The 18,109-nt window shown below is 56.4% G+C and carries 16 protein-coding genes and 1 other annotated feature; of the genes, 9 read left to right on the top strand and 7 right to left on the bottom strand.

Annotated elements, in window-relative coordinates; translation table 11 throughout:
- The first annotated feature begins 73 nt into the window (after positions 1-73).
- Together AC0QKW_RS12130 and AC0QKW_RS12125 are read left to right on the top strand one after the other, a co-directional pair.
- The gene (locus tag AC0QKW_RS12130) at positions 74-655 is read left to right on the top strand and encodes an SRPBCC family protein (protein WP_473151336.1); all 582 of its coding nucleotides are present in this window, start codon (positions 74-76) and stop codon (positions 653-655) included.
- A gap of 452 nt (positions 656-1,107) precedes the next feature.
- On the top strand, positions 1,108-1,419 hold the full coding sequence (locus AC0QKW_RS12125; RefSeq protein WP_473151335.1) for a hypothetical protein: 312 nt from the start codon (positions 1,108-1,110) through the stop codon (positions 1,417-1,419).
- Positions 1,420-1,511: 92 nt separating this feature from the next.
- Here AC0QKW_RS12125 and AC0QKW_RS12120 read toward each other — a convergent pair whose 3' ends face one another.
- Positions 1,512-2,915 carry an IctB family putative bicarbonate transporter gene (locus AC0QKW_RS12120; RefSeq protein ID WP_473151334.1) on the bottom strand — a complete coding sequence of 468 codons (1,404 nt, stop codon included), beginning with the start codon at positions 2,913-2,915 and terminating at the stop codon, positions 1,512-1,514.
- A 415-nt stretch (positions 2,916-3,330) separates the two neighbouring features.
- Between AC0QKW_RS12120 and AC0QKW_RS12115 the strand changes: the two genes are divergently transcribed.
- Positions 3,331-4,503, top strand: coding sequence for a transaldolase (locus AC0QKW_RS12115; RefSeq protein WP_473151333.1), 1,173 nt, complete (start codon positions 3,331-3,333; stop codon positions 4,501-4,503).
- 43 nt (positions 4,504-4,546) lie between these two features.
- Here the strand turns inward: AC0QKW_RS12115 and AC0QKW_RS12110 are convergent, their stop codons facing one another.
- Positions 4,547-6,115 (bottom strand): phytoene desaturase family protein, encoded by a 1,569-nt coding sequence (locus tag AC0QKW_RS12110; RefSeq protein ID WP_473151332.1) that lies wholly within the window; start codon positions 6,113-6,115, stop codon positions 4,547-4,549.
- A 616-nt stretch (positions 6,116-6,731) separates the two neighbouring features.
- Between AC0QKW_RS12110 and AC0QKW_RS12105 the strand changes: the two genes are divergently transcribed.
- Positions 6,732-8,198 (top strand): circularly permuted type 2 ATP-grasp protein, encoded by a 1,467-nt coding sequence (locus tag AC0QKW_RS12105; RefSeq protein ID WP_473151331.1) that lies wholly within the window; start codon positions 6,732-6,734, stop codon positions 8,196-8,198.
- 34 nt (positions 8,199-8,232) lie between these two features.
- Here the strand turns inward: AC0QKW_RS12105 and AC0QKW_RS12100 are convergent, their stop codons facing one another.
- Positions 8,233-9,204, bottom strand: coding sequence for a glutathione S-transferase family protein (locus AC0QKW_RS12100; protein ID WP_473151330.1), 972 nt, complete (start codon positions 9,202-9,204; stop codon positions 8,233-8,235).
- A 374-nt stretch (positions 9,205-9,578) separates the two neighbouring features.
- Between AC0QKW_RS12100 and panB the strand changes: the two genes are divergently transcribed.
- From panB to nblS, 5 genes are all read left to right on the top strand, one after another.
- On the top strand, positions 9,579-10,367 hold the full coding sequence (gene panB / locus AC0QKW_RS12095) for a 3-methyl-2-oxobutanoate hydroxymethyltransferase (RefSeq protein WP_473151329.1): 789 nt from the start codon (positions 9,579-9,581) through the stop codon (positions 10,365-10,367).
- 92 nt (positions 10,368-10,459) lie between these two features.
- Positions 10,460-11,734: an adenosylhomocysteinase gene (gene ahcY / locus AC0QKW_RS12090; RefSeq protein ID WP_473151328.1), complete on the top strand. Its 1,275-nt coding sequence runs from the start codon at positions 10,460-10,462 to the stop codon at positions 11,732-11,734.
- 130 nt (positions 11,735-11,864) lie between these two features.
- Complete coding sequence (locus tag AC0QKW_RS12085; protein WP_473151327.1) at positions 11,865-12,158, top strand: hypothetical protein; 294 nt, start codon at positions 11,865-11,867, stop codon at positions 12,156-12,158.
- 466 nt (positions 12,159-12,624) lie between these two features.
- Positions 12,625-12,969, top strand: coding sequence for a hypothetical protein (locus AC0QKW_RS12080; protein ID WP_473151326.1), 345 nt, complete (start codon positions 12,625-12,627; stop codon positions 12,967-12,969).
- An 85-nt stretch (positions 12,970-13,054) separates the two neighbouring features.
- Entirely contained in the window at positions 13,055-15,061 is a 2,007-nt protein-coding gene (nblS, locus tag AC0QKW_RS12075) for a two-component system sensor histidine kinase NblS (RefSeq protein WP_473151325.1), read from the top strand.
- A gap of 488 nt (positions 15,062-15,549) precedes the next feature.
- On the opposite strand, the gene rplL is transcribed toward nblS, so the two are convergent.
- The 4 genes from rplL to rplK all read right to left on the bottom strand — a co-directional run bounded on the left by rplL (position 15,550) and on the right by rplK (position 18,106).
- A complete protein-coding gene (gene rplL, locus AC0QKW_RS12070) occupies positions 15,550-15,957 on the bottom strand; it encodes a 50S ribosomal protein L7/L12 (protein WP_473151324.1) in 408 nt (135 codons plus the stop codon).
- Between the two features lie 54 nt (positions 15,958-16,011).
- Complete coding sequence (gene rplJ, locus AC0QKW_RS12065; RefSeq protein ID WP_473151323.1) at positions 16,012-16,572, bottom strand: 50S ribosomal protein L10; 561 nt, start codon at positions 16,570-16,572, stop codon at positions 16,012-16,014.
- A 69-nt stretch (positions 16,573-16,641) separates the two neighbouring features.
- Positions 16,642-16,798, bottom strand: a sequence feature (ribosomal protein L10 leader region).
- Between the two features lie 90 nt (positions 16,799-16,888).
- The gene (rplA, locus tag AC0QKW_RS12060; protein WP_473151322.1) at positions 16,889-17,602 is read right to left on the bottom strand and encodes a 50S ribosomal protein L1; all 714 of its coding nucleotides are present in this window, start codon (positions 17,600-17,602) and stop codon (positions 16,889-16,891) included.
- 78 nt (positions 17,603-17,680) lie between these two features.
- Positions 17,681-18,106, bottom strand: a complete 426-nt coding sequence (gene rplK / locus AC0QKW_RS12055; RefSeq protein WP_473151321.1) for a 50S ribosomal protein L11 — start codon at positions 18,104-18,106, stop codon at positions 17,681-17,683.
- Positions 18,107-18,109 lie beyond the last annotated feature (3 nt).

Genomic DNA, 18,109 nt, shown 5'->3' with positions numbered 1-18,109 from the left:
GGTCTTAATCTAGCCTACTAACGCTACAGTACGGGTAGGCGCTACAGTTGTTGAATTCTGGCACTCTGGTTTTATGTCGCGTTTGTCCCGTCAAGTTCAGCCAGCGGAGACCTATCTGGCCAAGTTGACCACGGCTGATTGGGCCGTTTTGTCTAAGGGCAATGTGCTGGTCAAGGGTGGCCAAGGGCAGTATGGCATCATGGCGGTCAGCTCGGTGCCTGCCGCCGCCGCCTGGGCCGTGCTGACCGACTACAACAATTTCTACAAATTCTTGCCTACGGTAGTCAAAAGCCGAGTGGTTGAGGTGCAGGGCGATCGCACCATAGTCGAGCAAATTGATCGGCGGCGCATTCTGCTCACCACCATGGAGTCTACGGTGCTGACCGAAAACTTGGAGCTAGACGGTCAGCAAATTAGCTTTCGGATGCTAGAAGGCAACCTCGAATATATGTATGGGCACTGGCGCATCGACGCCCCCCCGCCAGCCCTGGCCAATACGGGTGGATGTCTGCTGTCGCAGCAGGTGCGCGCAGAAGCAGATCTCGGCCCATTTAAATCAATGTTTTACAACCTGTTTGAGGCTAGCCTCGTCGACACCATCAAGGCACTCCGCTCCGAGATGGATCGGCGTGCTGCTCTATCTACAACAGAGTAGACCTAGCTCTCATAGGCAGGCCGGATGTCTCCAGGTCGGATATCTCCAGGGTTGATGTACGCCTTGGCTTTAGCAGGTCTGCCGAAAAGCCTATCTCTCCTTTAACCTACCGACCAGGGCCGATGGAGTGGGGGCCGTGCCCACCACTGGGGAGAACGTTTTCCAGAAATCGCCTCAGGTTGATAAATCTGAGGTGCCCTCGTGCTTGGTTGCCCCCTAGCGATAGCGGAGTGCCTTAAACGTGCAGATCAAAAAGTTCCTTGCGAATTATAAAAATTATCCTGATTTTTAAACTGTAAGTCTCTCGCCATAGAAATATAAGAAGATTATAAGAACCCCTCTGTTAGTAGAGGTCGATCTGGGTACCCTCAGAGTAGGTTGCTCCTATGAAGCAAGATTCAAGGGTGAGGGTCGAGGCGTAGATTTAGGTCGTTCGAGTTTGGTTTTGGGACATGTCCACTCTGCTTTCTGCTCACTCGCGGCTCTCTGACCCAGGCGTTGATCACCTGCTGTTTTATAAGATCATGCCAGCCCCAGACGGCATCAGACTGCGCATCTGGGAGAGTGCCAGCCACCCCGACAACAGCTCAGCACCCTACCTCTACATTCTTAACCTGCGGGTAAAAACTACGGCTGAGGCTGAAACGCGGCTGAAAGAGCACCTTGCCCTCAATGGCGGCAAGCTAGTAACTGGCAAAGACCTGCCGCACAAAGGCCAGATCAAACTCATGCCCCATGCCACCTGGACTGGCGACGAAGGGTAAACCTCAGTCAGCATCTGTGTGTTGGGCTGTGTAGGGTTGAGGCTAGCGGGCACCTCTAGCGTCACCGATTAATTCCCGCAATCGCTTTTGCGCTACAGCTCAGACCGCAGCTTAAAGACACGATTGCCCAGCAGTGCCTGAGCAGGGTAGTAGCTGGCCACGATCGCGATCGACATCCACCACAGGGTGCTGATCTGCGGGCGATACATCACCGTATCGGCAATGCCCTGACCCAGAGTGCCGGTGATTGAGGCGATCGCCCCCATGAGCCAATAGCCCTGCTGGTCTTGGGTTTCTCGCATGCGCTGGAGCTGCACCCAGCCCTGGTGAAAGATCAGCGTCAGCAGCCACAGAAAGGCCAATAGGCCAACAATCCCCGCTTCAACCAAGACTTCTAAAAAGACTGAGTAGGCGCTTAGGGCCGTATAGCGGGGCCGCTGAAACAGGGGATAAACCGAGTTAAAGGCATCATTACCGGGGCCAATGCCCAAAATGGGCCGGGCCCGAATCATATCGATCACCGCTGCCCACACGTTCATGCGAAAGTTGTTGCTGCTGTCGGCCCGGCCCACAAACATGCTCAGCACCCGCGCCCGCAGCGAGCTGACCGATAGCACCCCCAGCACCACCACCGCTGCTGCGCCGCCCAGCAGCAATGGCAGCGCCCAGCGCTGCCAAAACGGGGTAAACCAGAGGCTCCAGTACTGCACCAGCAGGGTGAGGAGGACAAAGCCCGCGATTAAAAAACCAATCCAGCCGCCCCGGCTGAGGGTCAAGATGAGGCACAGGGTGTTGATCATCGCTGCCAGCAGCGCTAGGCCTTTTGGCACCCAGCGGGGCCAGGCAAACACCGCCGCCCCACTCAGCATCACCCCCGGAATCAGATAGCCAGCCAGCAGGTTGGGATTGCCCAAGAAGCTGTACACCCGCGTCACATCGGCCACCGCCGAGTTGGCATCCACCCAGGTGGCCAGAGCCGTCGCCCCAAAGAAATACTGCCGCAGCCCGTAGATAGACACCGGCAGGGTAGTCAGAATGTAGCCTAAAACTAGTAGCCCCCGAGCCCTGGGCTGCCGTGCCACCCGAGCGATCAGCAAAAACAGCAGAATATTCAGCGTCAGCTTGATCAGTCCGCTCACTGCTGCTCCCCGTACCGGCGACAGGGCCGTGGCCAGTAGCATTACCCCCCAGTAGACCGCCACCGCAATGTGTACGGGAGATAGCCCCGGCCCGGCTTCATCGGTCAGGGTCAGCAGTGCCCAAAACGCCGCTACCGCTAGCAGCAGTACCCCAATCAGCGTGGTCGAGACATAGGGAGCCAGGGCAAAGATGACCACTACTAGCGCCAGCCCAATCCAGTCGCCCCAGCGCAGCAGCCAGCTGCCCTGACGCCACCGCCGCAGGGGGGCCAGCAGCCGGTGAATCAGGCTGGCTTCGCGCCATTGCTCAAAGGCAAAGCCGCTGAGGGTGAGCTGTTGCCAAAAGTCTGTCAGCATAGGGTCTGATAAATCAAAGGGGCGATCGCATATAAAATCCATCCCATCATGCCAAGCTTTTACCCATCTGCGGCAATCAATTCATATTCGCTAGAGGCAGAGTAATGCTGCGGAGGATTCCGCCGTTGGGCAGAGGCCGTGGGCAATGGCAAGCTTTACCGTGGAAGTGTGACCCAGAAGCCTTAAGAAACCCTGAGGAATCGGGGAGTTGTTCAGGGGGTACGCAATCTTTTGCAATGGCCCAGTAGCTTTAATTAAGGGTTAATACCCGCCTCAGATCCCCTGTTTACAATGTGGGCAATTGCAAATGATCTAAATCCAAGCGCAGGGGTAGGCTTTTACCTGGGGGAAGACCCTAGCGTCCGCTCTGAACTTGGTATAGCCCCTTGCTCTCTTAACTTTCCAGGAGAAACCCATGGCCAGCCTGTTAGAGCAGCTCCGGCAAATGACCGTTGTGGTCGCCGACACCGGAGACATTCAAGCCATCGAAAAATTTACCCCCCGCGACGCCACCACTAACCCCTCGTTGATTACGGCGGCGGCCCAGATGCCCCAGTACCACGCCATTGTGGATGACACTCTGCTCAAGGCCAAAGCCGACGCGGGCGCAGGCGCATCGGATAAAGACATTGCCAACCTGGCCTTTAAGAATTTGGCCGTTGCCTTTGGCCGCAAGATTCTAGATATTATTCCAGGGCGGGTCTCCACTGAGGTAGATGCTCGCCTCAGCTATGACACCGAGGCTACCGTGGCCACGGCGCGGGAGATTATTCAGCAGTACGCTGACCTGGGCATTACTCCCGAGCGGGTGCTGATCAAGATTGCCTCTACCTGGGAGGGCATCAAGGCCGCTGAAATTCTCGAAAAAGAGGGCATTCACTGCAACCTGACGCTGCTGTTTGGCATTCACCAGGCGATCGCCTGCGCTGAGGCGGGCATCACCCTGATCTCGCCCTTTGTAGGCCGCATTCTCGACTGGTATAAAAAAGATACGGGCCGCGACGAGTACGCCTCCCACGAAGACCCCGGCGTGCTCTCGGTGACCGAAATTTATAACTACTACAAAAAGTTTGGCTACAAAACCGAGGTGATGGGGGCCAGCTTCCGCAACATTGGCGAGATTACTGAGCTGGCGGGCTGTGACCTGTTGACCATTTCTCCTCAGCTGCTCGCTATTCTAGACAGCACCGAGGCCGATCTGCCCCGCAAGCTCGACCCCGCCAAGGCCGAGTCTATGGACATTGAGAAACTCTCTATCGATGAGGCCACGTTTAGGTCGATGCACGAGGGCGATCGCATGGCTACTGAAAAGCTCGATGAAGGCATCAAGGGCTTTAGCAAGGCGCTCGAAGCCCTAGAAGACCTGCTGGCCACCCGCCTGACTCAGCTCACCCAGGGCGAGCAAATGATCGGCCACGCCCGCGATGACCTGTTTAAGGCCTACGACCTCGATGGCGATGGCTTTATCACCCGCGAAGAATGGCTGGGCACCGATGCGGTGTTTGATGCCCTCGATCTCGACCACGATGGCAAGCTCTCCCCAGCAGAGATTGGCGCGGGCCTGGGGGCGGCGTTTCAGCTGGTTTAGGGATGACGTCAAAACGTTCGCACGCGCGAACGTTTTGACTTACTTATCGAGCCATAGACAGCGGCGGTGTGACGGGGGCTGGAGCGGGCGATCGCCGCACCGACTGCCCCGTCATCAGCTCCACCACATCCATGCCGTTGGTTATCACTCCTGGCACACTGGGGTAGCCAGCGCTGGCCCCCACCAAAAATAGGTTGGGCAGCTCGGTCTTGTAGCCCAGGCGGTTGAGCCCCACCTGCTGGGGCACTAGCTTAGCCCCGTAGATATTGCCCTGGGGCTGGCCCAGGTAGTGCTCGCTAGTGGTGGGGGTGCCGTAAATCTTCATGCGGGCGTAGCGATCGACATCGGGAATCAGGTCGCGCACGCTGGTCATGATCGCCTGGTATACCTCGCGCTTTTTGGCCTTATAGGCGGCGGGGTCGGTGTCGTGGAGCTGCTGAAAGGGCTCGTAGGGGCAAACTGTGGCAATTTCGAGCACGTGGTGCCCGATGGGGGCCATGCCCGGTGTCGTAGATTTTAGCGTTGGGCAAGATAGAAAGATCCACGGGTGCTCCAGGTTGCCCTCCAGCTGCCGTCGGTACTCCTCGTTGAGGTTGCCAGTGGGGTAATACCAGATATTCCAGTTGCCAATGCCGTAGTCAGCAGGGTTAAAGCGATCGTCTAGCCCCAGGTAGATGTTAAAGGCGCTGGCCGAATACTCATAGTCGGTCAGACGGTGTCGCTCTGCTGGGCTGAGATCGGCCCCATGCATCAGCTCTACCGTTAGCTTGGGGTCGAGGTCGCTGATATAGGCCTGGTCGGCGGCGTAGTCAACACCCCCCGCCGTCACCCACTGCACCTGGCCCTCCTGCACCTCAATATGCTCGACCGGGGCCATGTACCGTACGGTGCTGCCCCCCTCCACGATCGCATCCACAATGGTGTCTACAAAGCCCTTGAAGTGATGCTTCGGGTAGTAAGCCCCCTCGGCATAGTCCCACACCAGGGCGGTGTGGGTAAGCAGAGAAATTTCTTCGGGCGGTAGGGCATAGTCGCCGCTCTGCCCCGCCAATAAGGCTTGCAGCTGGTGCGGCATACCCACATGGTCGTAGAGGTTTTGCAGCGTCCAGTGGCGCTTGTTGAACAGGTTCAAATACTTAGGCAGCTTCAGCCAGTCATGCCATTTCTGCTCGTACCAGTGCATCTCCTGGTTGATCTGGTGCATGTCATCGTGGAGACGCTTGATTTCGTCGCAGTAGCGGTTAATCGGGCCAGCATCTTCTGGAAATGTGCTCAGCAACCGCTGCCGAAATGTCTCCCAGCCCAGGGGGATGGCAAAGTCTACGCTGGGGGTAATGACGCGATCGATGCAGTCAGCATCAAGAGTATTAAAGGCGACCTCGCGGCCAATGTAGTGCAGAAATTGGTCGATCGCCTGCCCTGGCCCACACTGGGAAATGTAGTGCACATCGGCACAAAAACGATAGTTACCGTAGTCAAAGGTGTGGCAGCAGCCCCCTGGCAGATAGTGCTTTTCGAGCACGACCACTCGATGGCCCAGGCGCGTCAGGCAGGCGGCGGTCGAGAGTCCCCCCAGACCGGCCCCTAAAACAACGTAGTCAAACCGTTCCATAGCGCAGTTCTCCCCATAGGTGTAACGATCCGTGAGGGTGATTCGTGAGCGCAAATACGTGAGTACAGCCTGAAGAGTAATGAGCATCGATGGCGGCTGAAGCGGGCGCGCTGAGAATCTGTTTAAATCATCGGTCAATCCCCTCGATACAATCTACGCTGGGCAGAAAAACGATAAAAAACGATCGCAATAGACAAAAAATTAAATCTTCTCAGCCAGAGAGAATGATCTACACAAGTCCCGATTGCGATCGGTAGTTGTTTTCTAGCTAGGCCTTCATGTCTAGAACTGGGATGAGGTGGAATGGGTCGACGCGATGATTGCCCAGGGATAGCCGATATCACCTAGCTGTGCAGACCTAAACCCCCAGCCCCAAATAGTACGGCTGTAGATTCGTAGCGTAAACTACAGCTTTGAGCCCATACTCCCCGGTAATGATCAAATCGGCGTTGCTGAACCGACGCATGAACTTGGGTAGGGGCAAACGGCCGTTTGCCCTGACGAGAGCCGTTGGCATTTTTGACTCATACCTGTATCCAGCAACGCCATCAAATCTACTGCGCCCTTGTCATAGCTTTGATCGATCCGCTGACCACTCATTTTTGGGAGACCCCCGGTGCTATTTGACGCCTACGACCCCGGCGACTTTTTTGACGAATTGTTTTTGAGCCAGGGCCACCCCCGCCCCGAGGCCGATCTGCTGGTGCAGCGGGTGAATGCCCTGTCTCTGGTTGAGCTACAGCAGCGGCAGCAGGCGGCGCAAAATGCCTTGTTTAAGCTGGGGGTCACCTTCAACGTCTATAACGACAACCAGGGCGCTGAGCGCATTTTCCCCTTCGATGTGATTCCGCGCATTGTGCCCGGCCACGAGTGGGAATGGATCGAAAAGGGCCTCAAGCAGCGCATCTATGCTCTCAACTGCTTTATCCACGACGTCTACAACGAGCAAAAAATTCTCAACGACGGGGTGGTGCCGCGCCACGTAGTCGAGAGCGCCCCCGGCTTTCTCAAACCCTGCATGGGCCTCAACCCACCCAACAACATCTGGTGCCACATTACCGGCACCGATCTGGTGCGCGACAAAGACGGCACCTGGTATGTGCTCGAAGACAACATGCGCTGCCCCTCCGGCGTCTCCTACGTGCTCGAAAATCGGCGGGTGATGAAGAACACCTTTCCCCACCTGTTTGCGGCCATGGATATTGCGGCGGTGGATGACTATGCCAGCCAGCTGCTAGAGACTCTGCTCAACCTGGTGCCCGAGACGCTGATCAACCCTCGGGTGGCAGTACTCACCCCTGGCGTCTACAACTCCGCCTACTTTGAGCACTCCTTTTTGGCCCAGCAGATGGGGGCCGAACTGGTGGAAGGGCGCGACCTAGTGGTGTCAGATGGCTACTTAAAAATGCGCACCACCAAGGGGCTGGAGCGGGTGGATGTGATGTATCGCCGCATCGACGACGACTTTATTGACCCCAAGGCCTTTCGGCCCGACTCGCTGCTGGGGGTGCCGGGGCTGATGGAGGTGTACCGAGCCGGGCGGGTGGCTCTGGCCAACGCCCTCGGCACCGGCGTTGCCGACGACAAGCTGGTCTATGCCTACGTGCCGCAAATGATTCGCTACTACCTCGACGAAGACCAGCTCATCCCCAACGTGCCCACCTACCTGTGTGAAGACGAGACCCAGCAGGCCCATGTGCTGAGCCATCTCGATCAGCTGGTGGTGAAGGCCACCAACGCCTCGGGCGGCTACGGGATGCTAGTCGGCCCTCACTCTACTGAGGATCAAAGGGCCGAGTTTGGCGATCGCATTCGCGCCAACCCCAGGGGCTACATTGCCCAACCCACCCTGTGCTTGTCGCGGGTGCCCACGTTGATCGAAGACAGCTTCGAAGGCTGCCATGTAGACCTGCGGCCCTACATCCTCTACGGGCAAGACATCTACGTGAACCCAGGTGGGCTCACCCGCGTTGCCCTCAAGCGCGGGTCGCTGGTGGTCAACTCGTCCCAGGGCGGCGGCAGTAAAGACACCTGGGTGGTGAAGTCGGTCAACCCCGACGCCCAGCTCCAGGTTCAACGCTAGAGGGGTGCCGGCTTGTGCCGGTACATGCGTGAAGCTAATCGGCGGCTAGCTCCTGCAAATACTCCAGGTCTGGGCCAACGGGAATGATGCCGCCGGGGTTGAGGGGAAACAGGTTGCCGTAGTAGTCGCGTTTGACGGCCTCTATATCGCAGGTCGTCGCCACGCCCGGCAGTTGATAGAGGCGTCGCAGGTAGGCACCCAGGTGGGCATAGTCTTGAATGCGGTGACGGTTGCACTTGAACAGGCTGTAGTAGACCGCATCGAAGCGAAACAGCGTGGTAAATAGGCGTACGTCGGCCAGGGTCACCCGGTCGCCGCAGAGGTAGGGGCTAGAGTCTAGGGCCTGGTCAATGGCATTGAGGGTGGCAAAAAGTTCGGTGACGGCGCGATCGTAGGCCGCCTGGGTCTGGGCAAAGCCGCAGCGATAGACCCCATTGTTCACAGCGGTGTAGATGCGATCGTTCCACTGATCGATCGCTGGTTTGAGATCGTCTGGGTAGAGATCTAGCTCTGGGTGGGTGGCCCACTCGTTAAAGGCTTCGTTGAGAATGACGATGATGTCGGCGCTTTCGTTGTTGACGATGCTGGCGGTCTGTACATCCCACAGCACTGGTACCGTCGCCCGCCCGCTGTACCCCGGCTGAGCTTGGCGATACAGCTCTGGCAGGGTGCGGCAGCCGCGAAAGGTTTGCTCAAACACCCAGCAGCCCTGGTCGGGGGAGGGCTGCACGGGGACGATCGCGATCGCCTCTTCCAAACCCTTGATGGCCCGTACCACCAGCGTTCGGTGCGCCCAGGGGCAGCCCATGCCCACGATCAGCCGATAGCGGTGGGCCGCTGGGGGGTGGTCACTGTCGGGCTTGACCCAGTCACGAAACTCGCTGGCGGGCCGCTGGTAGTCGCCGCCCTTGCTGCTGGGGGCCATCTGCCCCACCATAGTGCGCCACAGGGTAGTCCACACCTGCTTGGCAGAGCGAATCAGCAAACCAGGGGGCAGGCCAGCCATAGCACCTCAGACTGTAAGACTCTTCTCAACTATAGCCATCGCTAGAACCATCAAGACAGTCTGCATAGGACGACAGCTCCACAGCAATAAAAAGCACTCTCCCACGGGGCAGGCACCGCCCACTACCCCACGATCGCCCCACCGCCCAAATCGCACCCCACGAACCCCACCGCTAAGTTTTTGCGATGAAGGAGCTAGAGCAGCTCAAGGCGGAAGCCTTAACCCGATCTGATTCAGCCTCGACCAGAGGTGGCGGGTGTCCGCCGAGTACGCCCCAGTACCCTTACTCAGGGAGCGAACCTGACAACGCCTAAGGGGGCGCGGTTTGCTATTCTGGCAACCAGACCCTTTTAGAACCCTTGTAGGCGCAGCCCATGGCCGTCAGCGTAGATCACATTTTGCGGTGGAAACAAACGGGCGAACCCGCCCAGCCCATTGCCGTGCTCACCGCCTGGGATGTGATGTCAGCACAGATTGTCGATCAGGCCGGGGCCGACATTGTGCTGGTGGGCGATTCCCTTGCCATGGTGGCCCTGGGGTACGACACCACGCTGCCTCTGACGATGGATGACATGCTGATCTGCGCCAAAGCCGTGCGGCGGGGGGTGAAAAATGCCCTACTGGTGGTGGATTTACCTTTTCTTAGCTATCAAGCCAGTGGGGAAGATGCCCTTCGCACAGCCGGGCGCATGCTCAAAGAAGCTGGTGCCCAGGCGGTGAAGTTGGAAGGGGGCCACAGCGAAGTGGTTGAAACCGTGCGCCGCCTGGTGCAGTGGGGTATTCCAGTCATGGGCCACGTGGGGCTAACCCCCCAGTCTGTGAATCAGTTTGGCGGCTTTCGCAAGCAGGGCAAAACCGAAAAGGAGGCCGATCGCATCCTTCTCGAAGCCCAAAACTTGGAGCAGGCCGGGGCCTTCTGCGTGGTGTTAGAGCACATTCCCTCAGACCTGGCCCGCGACATTACCAAAGCCCTGGAGATTCCCACCATTGGCATTGGGGCGGGGGTGCACTGCGACGGCCAGGTGCTGGTAACCGCTGATGTGCTGGGGCTTTCTGCCTGGCAGCCGCCCTTTGCCAAGGTCTATACCAACCTGCGGCAGCAGGCGATCGCGGCGGCCAAAGAGTTTTGTACTGAGGTGCGATCGGGAGAGTTTCCCGGTTGAAACGTCAAGGCAGTTTCCTGAATGAATTTCCGTTAAGCTAGGAGAGCTGGCAACTGGCACAGAGACGATTCATTACGGCTGATATCTAAGCTATGACCACAACTCTTCAATTTAAGTACGACGTTAAAGATATATCCTTGGCCACCCAGGGCAAGCAGCGCATCGAGTGGGCCGGGCGCGAAATGCCCGTGCTGCGCCAGATTCAAGACCGCTTTGCGGCAGAAAAGCCCCTGGCGGGCATTCGTATTTCGGCCTGTTGCCACGTCACCACTGAGACGGCTCACCTGGCGATCGCCCTCAAAAATGCGGGTGCCGACGCAATTCTCATTGCCAGCAACCCCCTCTCCACCCAAGACGACGTGGCCGCCAGCCTGGTGGCCGACTACGGCATTCCCGTGTTTGCCCTGCGCGGTGAAGACAGCGCCACCTACCACCGCCACGTCGAAACCGCCCTCGACCACCGCCCCAACATTATCATCGACGACGGCAGCGACGTGGTCGCCACCCTGGTCAAAGAGCGCCAGGCCCAGCTCTCCGACATCATCGGCACCACCGAAGAAACCACCACGGGCATCGTCCGCCTCAAAGCCATGTTCAAAGATGGGGTGCTCAGCTTCCCCGCGATGAACGTCAACGACGCCGACACCAAGCATTTCTTTGACAACCGCTACGGCACCGGCCAGTCGACCCTCGACGGCATCATTCGCGCCACCAACGTGCTGCTGGCGGGCAAAACCGTGGTTGTGGCTGGCTACGGCTGGTGCGGCAAAGGCACCGCCATGCGAGCCAGCGGCATGGGTGCCAACGTGATTGTGACTGAGATTGACCCAGTACGGGCGATCGAAGCGGTGATGGATGGCTTCCGCGTCATGCCCATGGCTCAGGCGGCTCAGGTGGGCGACCTGTTCATCACCGTCACCGGCAACAAGCACGTCATTCGCCGCGAACATTTTGAGTCGATGAAAGATGGCGCAATGGTATGCAACTCCGGCCACTTCGACATCGAAATTGATTTGGAGTCTTTGGGAGCCATGGCCACCGAAGTCAAGCAAGTGCGCAACTTTACCCAGCAGTACATGCTCACCAACGGCAAGTCGGTGATTGTGCTGGGCGAAGGTCGCTTGGTCAACCTAGCTGCCGCCGAGGGCCACCCCAGCGCGGTCATGGATATGAGCTTTGCCAACCAGGCCCTCGCCTGCGAATACCTAGTGAAGAATAAGGGATCTCTTGAACCCGGCCTGCATTCCATCCCCGAGGCAGTGGACAAGGAAATTGCCCGTCTGAAGCTCGTGGCCATGGGTATCGAGGTTGATAGCCTCACTCCCGAACAGGAGATCTATATCAACTCCTGGACGGTGGGCACCTAGGTATCCCTTGGGTTTCTAAACTAAACGGTTCAGGCCAAACCTAAGGAGGGGGATAGGACATGGGTCTTATCTCCCCCCTTAGGTTTGGGTGCTATGGTCTGGGCGTAAAGCATTCTGGATAGCGATCGCCATGACCAAACTCTTCTCCAAACTGTGGATTGCTGTGGCTGTGGGGGCAGCCCTGGGGGTGATGATGCTCGGCCTCTTTGGCCGAGGCCCGGCCCACTCGACCGTGGCCGAGGCCCCCCGCCTGGTGCCCGCCATCCTCAACGGCAATCCTGTGAGTGTGCTGTACGTCACCCGCAGTAGCGATACGGTACTGGTGCGCTGCTACCCTGGGTTTGAGCCGTCGCTGACAGTACGGGCCATGGGCGGTAACGCTCCCCAGCAAGAAGGGGTGTTAACCTGCGTCAGCAGCTCTTAAGGGTCTTGGCTCTTCTCAGCAAGGCCCCAGGATGCGTGAGCATCCTGGGGCCTTTTTCATTAAATAACCCCCAGTGCCGAGGCACCGGGGGCTGTCTTTATAAAGAGTTAGCTATAGTTGCGGTCGCTGTATCTGTAGCCATAATGCCCCAGTCGCAGCGATGAGTCACCCTTGCTCTCGACATCTTTACGGCAGGTTGGCCTAAGATGGGCAGCCCTCAAGATTATTGCGAACTGTGACGCCTGTCACTTACAGGGTTCGGCTACCCAGTGCTATGAGGGAGGGCTGATATCTGGGCCGGTAGGACGAGGCCTTCGGTAAAGAGGTCGCCTCTAGGTTAAGGCCTGGCAGTACAGACTCTGCGAAGCGCTGGGTGGGGAGCGATCGCCAAAAACCGTTGCAGACGAACAACTCCGCTGGAGGAACTGGCTAAACTATTGGCTATCTTGCTTTAGTGATTCCCACCATGAGCTATAGCTTTGACATCATTGGCATTGCCCCAGTGCTGTATTTTTTTAACCAACAGCAGCAAGTAGAGACGAATCGCGATCGTAGCCAAGCCTACCTCGGCAGCTACTGCTGTACCCTCGACGCCTTTATCAGCGCCACCGAGGTCGTGCACCAGCGGCCCGACTGGGATTGGGATGCGATCGTTCAAACCATCGTCAGCTTTTGGATCAACCAAGAGACCGATGTGCGCCACTGGCAACAGCAATTTGCCACTGCCGAAGGCGATCAAAACCTGATTGTGGCGCGCGTGGTCAATTACGATAGCTTGCGTCACGAGTTTGAATCGCTGTTTGGCGATTAGCAAAAGGGCGCAGAGCAGGGCGAAGATGCGAAGAACATGCCAGAATAAAGGCTGAATTTAACATGTGGCATTCGATAAGGTTCTGTTGATTAGGCTCCTAGCTAAAATTCGGGATATTTTTCTGCGCTGGTGGGGCGACTTCACCCTGCAAACTCGGCTGATGGCCGGTGCAACCCTAGTGGTGTCGCTGATTACCAGTGCCCTTACTTTTTGGGCCGTCAACACTATCCAAATGGATGCCCGCCTCAACGACACCCGCTTTGCCCGCGACCTGGGGCTGCTGCTGGCGGCTAACGTCGCCCCCTTAGTTAACGAAGCTGATCGCACCGAGCTGGCCCGCTTCTCCTATAGTTTTTACCAAAGCACGTCTAGCGTGCGCTACATGCTCTACGCCGACGAAAACGGCGATATTTTTTTTGGCATACCCTTTTCTGAGGCATCGGTACAGAGTTCTCTCACCCTCCGACGGCGAATGCAACTGCCCGAGGGCTACGCCCAAAACACCGATCGCCCCCTCGTGCGCCAGCATCTCACCCCCGCTGGTGAAGTTACCGACGTGTTTGTGCCCCTCAACTACAACGGTGCCAACCTGGGTGTCTTGGCCCTGGGTATCAACCCCAACCCAACCGTGGTTGCCTCCTCTAACCTGACCCGTGACGTCACCATCGCGGTGTTTGTCTCCATCTGGGTAATGGTGATTTTAGGCGCGGTGTTTAATGCCCTCACCATCACTCAGCCCATTAAAGAACTCTCGTCCGGGGTGAAAAACATTGCCGATGGCAACTTTAGGCAGCGCATAGACTTGCCCCTGGGGGGCGAACTGGGGGAGCTAATCTACAGCTTTAACGACATGGCCGAGCGCCTAGAGCGCTACGAAGAGCAAAATATTGAAGAACTTACTGCCGAGAAAGCCAAACTCGAAACCTTAGTTTCCACCATTGCTGACGGGGCCATCTTGCTCGACAGTGACATGCATGCGGTGCTGGTCAACCCCACCGCCCGTCGCATCTTCGGCTGGGATGACCAAATCTTAGACGGCCGCAACATCTTAGAGCATTTTCCCAGCCCGGTGCGGGCGCAACTGACCCGCCCCCTGTTTCAGGCGGTTAAGGGCGAGGCCGAAGCGATGGAATTTCGGGTGCCGCTCACTGAGCCTAGCAGTCGCACCCTGCGCATTTTGCTCAATACCGTGCTCGACCAGGCCAAAGAAAACGTCAAGGGCCTAGCCATCACCGTGCAGGATATCACCCGTGAAGTGGCTCTCAATGAGGCTAAAGCCCAGTTCATCAGCAATGTCTCCCACGAGCTACGCACGCCGCTGTTCAATATCAAGTCGTTCATCGAGACTCTACACGAGTACGGTGAAGACCTCAGCGACGATGAGCGCAAAGAATTTCTCGAAACTGCTAACCACGAGACCGATCGCCTCACCCGTCTGGTCAACGATGTGCTCGATTTGTCACGCCTAGAGTCGAGCCGTCAGTATCAGCTCGAAGCGGTCGACATCATTCAGCCCATTGAGCAGACCTTGCGTACCCACCGCCTCAACGCTCGCGACAAGAAAATTGAGCTGTTGCAAGATGTAGAGCCGGGGCTTGCTCCGGTGATTGGCAACTACGACCTGCTGCTGCAAGTGTTTACGAATTTGGTGGGTAACGCACTGAAATTTACTGAGCCTGGTGGACAGGTCATGCTGCGAGCGCACCAGATTTTGCTCCCTGGAGAAGGCCGTAACCAGGGGGGCTATATCCGCGTTGAGATCTCTGATACGGGCATCGGTATTGCCCCCGAAGACCAGCAGGCGATTTTCGATCGCTTCTTCAGGGTCGAAAACCGAGTCCACACTCTTGAAGGAACCGGCCTGGGCCTCTCGATTGTGAAAAACATCATTGAAAAGCACAGCAGCCAAGTGCATCTCATTAGTGAAGTGGGCATTGGCACCACCTTTTGGTTTGATGTTGCGGCTTACCAGCCCGATGTCACTGAAGTAATCGCTGCCGAGGCCAGCAACAGAGGCATAGAAAAAAATATGGCGATCGCAGTCAGCAGTAGCAGTTCGGCCCAAGATAATCCTAATCCCGACCTAGCATAGCTTCGAAAGCCTCCGTAGGACGTATTTTTGATGCCTCCCTAGTGCAGACGGCCCTACACATTAGTTAATGTTGATCTGCTACCAGATGCTGTCTGTATACCCCTGATTTATAGGACATTGGTAACCGTCGATAGCGAAGGCTCCTGTCTAATGCTAAACGCAGCGACCGCTGGGGCGCTTCGAGAGAACTTTTGGGACAGATGCGAGCGCTAGCCGTCTCAGGTTTGGCAACGGATCATACCAAATCCGGGTCACATGACCCCGATTCCCAAAAGGCCAAACCGTAGGGGCCAGCAACCGTTTGCCCTGCTGAATCGAGGGTGGCCAAGGAGGATTTGGTATCAGTCATCCGTATCCGAAGATAGCTGGACAGTGCTACATATCTAAGCCTTAAAAAATCAGCCCGCCTCGCAATAGTACGAGGCGGGCTGATTAGTTGGCTTGAGGTGGCGTTCTAGATCAAAGAACTAGAACAGCGAGTTGCTAAATTACTTAATGGTAACCTTAGCGCCAGCTTCCTCAAGCTGCTTCTTGGTATCTTCGGCGTCGTCCTTGGTAGTTGCTTCCTTGACAGCTTTGGGAGCAGCTTCCACCAAATCTTTGGCTTCTTTCAGTCCAAGGCCGGTCAGACCGCGCACTACCTTGAGAATGGCGATCTTCTTGTCGGCGGGCACATCTTCGAGAATGACGTCAAATTCGGTCTTCTCTTCTTCAGGCTCAGCAGCAGCGGCAGCACCGCCACCCATCATGCCGGGGGCCATCATCATCATGCCGCCGCCAGCAGAAGCAGAGGCGTCTACACCAAAGGCTTCTTCAATTTGCTTGACTAGCTCAGAAGCCTCTAGCAGAGATAGAGACTTTAGCTGTTCGAGAATTTCGTCAGTTTTAGCAGACATAGTTACCGGTTAACTCCTGGTAAAAAAACAGTTGAACAAAACAAAATCGTCTATCTAAGCCGCGTCTTTTTCGGACACAGCCTGGATAGCCCGGGCCAGAGAAGCAGGCACCTCTTTGACACCCACTGCCAGTTTGGTGGGCACAGCGTTGATACCCACTGCCACCCGAGTCGGCATCGCCTTGATTGCCCCCGCCAGTCGAGCCATTAACTCTTCCTTGGTGGGCAGTTCGGTAATTGCCTTGACCTGGTCTTCCGTAAGGGCCTGGCCTTCCATGACGCCGCCCCGTAAGACGGTTTTTTTAGTTTCCTTTTGGAAAGCCTGGTATTCCTTAATGGCTCCGCTAAAGTCCTCTTTAACCAGCACAAAGGCTGAAGAATCCTTCAGAAACTCGGTTATCGGTTGCCAGTCTTCATTGCCCTCAACGGCAATCCGCATCAGCGTATTTTTGGCAATTTTGCACACTGCACCCTTGGGACGCAGTCGATTACGCAAGCTGCTAATCTCAGACACCGTCAGCCCTTTGTAATCGATTACAAAGGCCATCTGGGCATCGTTCAGCAGTTCCTGAATCTCAGTGACTAGCCCTTTCTTATTTGCTAGGGTTCTCCCCATGTTGATCTCACCTCCTTTTAGTTGGGGTATGGAAACGTTTTGTACCCAGTCCAGGGTCAATGGTCGCCCTCGGCTAAAAATAAACCCCGACAGTCATGCCGGGGTAAACCAATAACAGAAGTTCTTAGCATTAGCTGAAGCACTTCAGTTATTTACGTCAACCTCGGCAGGGTTTATGTAGCCCTTAGCTAATACCTGCTGTCTGCGGTAGTCTATGAAGTTTTGAGGGGATTAGCTCAAAGGCTGTCTCCTAGCTGGTCTGGGTAAAGCTTTGGAACCAAATTAGCCACGCTGGGTGACCATATCTGGCAATCAATTAGGCTGCGTCGGCTGCCTTGAAATCGCGCAGGGCGTTGACATCAAGGCGTACGGCAGGCCCCATAGTAGAGGCGATCGCCACCGTTCGCCAATAGCGACCCTTAGCTCCAGAAGGTCGGTTACGATCAATGCACTCTTGCAGCGCTTTGAGGTTGATCATTAGGTCTTCAACGCTAAAGTCGGCCTTGCCAAAGATAACATGGACAATGCCCGTTTTGTCGGCACGGAACTCAAGTTTACCTGCTTTGAACTCTTTGATGGCCTGGGGCAGATCAAAGGTAACGGTGCCGCCCTTGGGAGAAGGCATCAGGCCGCGGGGGCCTAGTTGGCGACCCAGCTTAGCCACTTGGGGCATTACATCAGGGGTAGCAATCAGGATGTCAAAGTCCATCATGCCCTTTTGAATTTCTTCGATTAGCTCTTCTGAACCTACTAGATCAGCACCAGCAGCGGTAGCCTCAGCTACCTTCTCGCCTTTGGCAATCACCGCTACACGGATGGTTTGACCAGTACCCTTAGGCAAAATTACCGTGGTACGCAGCTGCTGGTCAGTGTACTTGGGGTCAATGCCTAGGCGAATGTGAGCCTCTGCTGACTCAACAAACTTAGCTGTAGCAGTCTCTTTAAGCAGCTCTAGAGCCTCTAGCGGGTCGTAGAGCCGGTCTTCTACTTTGGCCCGGGCATCGCGCAGGCGCTTAGATATTTTAGCCATGGAATCTCCTTGGGGTCGAACGAAGCTAAGCCTCTTCCCCGTAATGTGAACAGTCGAAACAGAATCTATAGATCAGGATTAATCAGCAACGGTGATGCCCATATTGCGAGCAGTGCCCTCAACGATATTCATGGCCGCATTGATATCGTTGGCATTGAGGTCAGGCATTTTGGTCTCGGCAATCTCTTTAAGCTGAGCCCGAGTGATAGAGCCTACTTTTTTGGTGCGAGGCTCGCCCGACCCTTTTTCAATGCCCGCAGCTTTCTTAATCAGTACCGAAGCAGGCGGCGTCTTGAGGATAAAGGTGAAACTGCGATCTTCAAAGACTGATATCTCAACCGGTACAACCAGCCCAACCTTTTCCTGGGTGCGGGCGTTGTATTCTTTACAAAACGCCATGATATTTACCCCATGCTGACCCAGGGCAGGGCCAATGGGGGGAGCTGGGTTTGCTTTGCCGGCCGGGATGGCCAGCTTAATCAATGCAACAACTTTCTTAGCCATTAA

The organism is Pseudanabaena sp. PCC 9330, assembly GCF_055795045.1.
The sequence above is the reverse complement of the archived record's forward strand: the minus strand, read 5'-3'. Positions and strand labels throughout refer to the sequence as shown.

Bases quoted from the DNA above. Each gene is read 5' to 3' on its own strand.
- AC0QKW_RS12130 (WP_473151336.1), top strand. From the start codon at position 74: ATGTCGCGTTTGTCCCGTCAAGTTCAGCCAGCGGAGACCTATCTGGCC.
- AC0QKW_RS12125 (WP_473151335.1), top strand. From the start codon at position 1,108: ATGTCCACTCTGCTTTCTGCTCACTCGCGGCTCTCTGACCCAGGCGTT.
- AC0QKW_RS12120 (WP_473151334.1), bottom strand. From the start codon at position 2,915: ATGCTGACAGACTTTTGGCAACAGCTCACCCTCAGCGGCTTTGCCTTT.
- AC0QKW_RS12115 (WP_473151333.1), top strand. From the start codon at position 3,331: ATGGCCAGCCTGTTAGAGCAGCTCCGGCAAATGACCGTTGTGGTCGCC.
- AC0QKW_RS12110 (WP_473151332.1), bottom strand. From the start codon at position 6,115: ATGGAACGGTTTGACTACGTTGTTTTAGGGGCCGGTCTGGGGGGACTC.
- AC0QKW_RS12100 (WP_473151330.1), bottom strand. From the start codon at position 9,204: ATGGCTGGCCTGCCCCCTGGTTTGCTGATTCGCTCTGCCAAGCAGGTG.
- panB (WP_473151329.1), top strand. From the start codon at position 9,579: ATGGCCGTCAGCGTAGATCACATTTTGCGGTGGAAACAAACGGGCGAA.
- ahcY (WP_473151328.1), top strand. From the start codon at position 10,460: ATGACCACAACTCTTCAATTTAAGTACGACGTTAAAGATATATCCTTG.
- AC0QKW_RS12085 (WP_473151327.1), top strand. From the start codon at position 11,865: ATGACCAAACTCTTCTCCAAACTGTGGATTGCTGTGGCTGTGGGGGCA.
- AC0QKW_RS12080 (WP_473151326.1), top strand. From the start codon at position 12,625: ATGAGCTATAGCTTTGACATCATTGGCATTGCCCCAGTGCTGTATTTT.
- rplL (WP_473151324.1), bottom strand. From the start codon at position 15,957: ATGTCTGCTAAAACTGACGAAATTCTCGAACAGCTAAAGTCTCTATCT.
- rplJ (WP_473151323.1), bottom strand. From the start codon at position 16,572: ATGGGGAGAACCCTAGCAAATAAGAAAGGGCTAGTCACTGAGATTCAG.
- rplA (WP_473151322.1), bottom strand. From the start codon at position 17,602: ATGGCTAAAATATCTAAGCGCCTGCGCGATGCCCGGGCCAAAGTAGAA.
- rplK (WP_473151321.1), bottom strand. From the start codon at position 18,106: ATGGCTAAGAAAGTTGTTGCATTGATTAAGCTGGCCATCCCGGCCGGC.